The 690-nt window shown below is 60.3% G+C and carries 1 protein-coding gene; it reads right to left on the bottom strand.

Annotated elements, in window-relative coordinates:
- Nucleotides 1–103: 103 nt before the first annotated feature.
- The coding region (gene tnpC, locus AC07PT_RS30425) for an IS66 family transposase (protein ID WP_494659189.1) at nt 104–690 on the bottom strand (587 nt) is incomplete at its 5' end.

The raw sequence follows: 690 nt of genomic DNA, 5'->3' as shown, positions 1-690 counted from the left end.
GTAAGCAACCGGCCAAGTCATCTATCCAGAGCCCTCGCCATAAGGTATTCATGTCCACGCCAATCAGCGCGGACATGAGTCCACTTCAAGTTCCCTCTTGAATTCAGCCTTCGCGTGCACCAGCCCATTTGTGGGGCAGTAATTCCGCAATCCGGCTGGCTTTGTGCGTGGGCAGCCGAGTCAGCACATCGCGCAGGTACTCGTACGGGTCAAGCCCGTTGAGTTTGGCGCTCTGGATCAGGCTCATGATGGCCGCTGCTCTTTGGCCTGCCAGTTGGGTGCCCGCAAACAGCCAGTTCTTTCGACCGGTTGCCCAGGGGCGGATCTGCTGCTCGTCGTGGTTGTTGTCGATGGGCAAGGCCGGGTCTGCCAAGAAGCGCGTGAGCGCTTCCCAGCGGTTGAGGCTGTAATCGATGGCCTTGGCCGTGGCGCTGCCATCGGGCACTTTGACGCGGTGCAGTGTCAGCCACTCGTGCAGTTTGTCTGCAATGGGTTTGGACAGCGCCTGGCGCTGCATTTGTCGGATCTGCGGGGGCTGGTTTTTGAGTTCTCGCTCAATGCCGTAGAGCTGCCCGATCAACTCGATGGCTGTGGCGGCGATGGTGCTCTTGTTGGCTAGGTGCAGCTCCACGAACTTGCGCCGCGCGTGGGCCATGCAGCCCACTTCGATCACGCCTTGGTGGAAGCTGG

It is taken from the genome of Curvibacter sp. GW821-FHT09D12 (assembly GCF_059416245.1).
The sequence above is the reverse complement of the archived record's forward strand: the minus strand, read 5'-3'. Positions and strand labels throughout refer to the sequence as shown.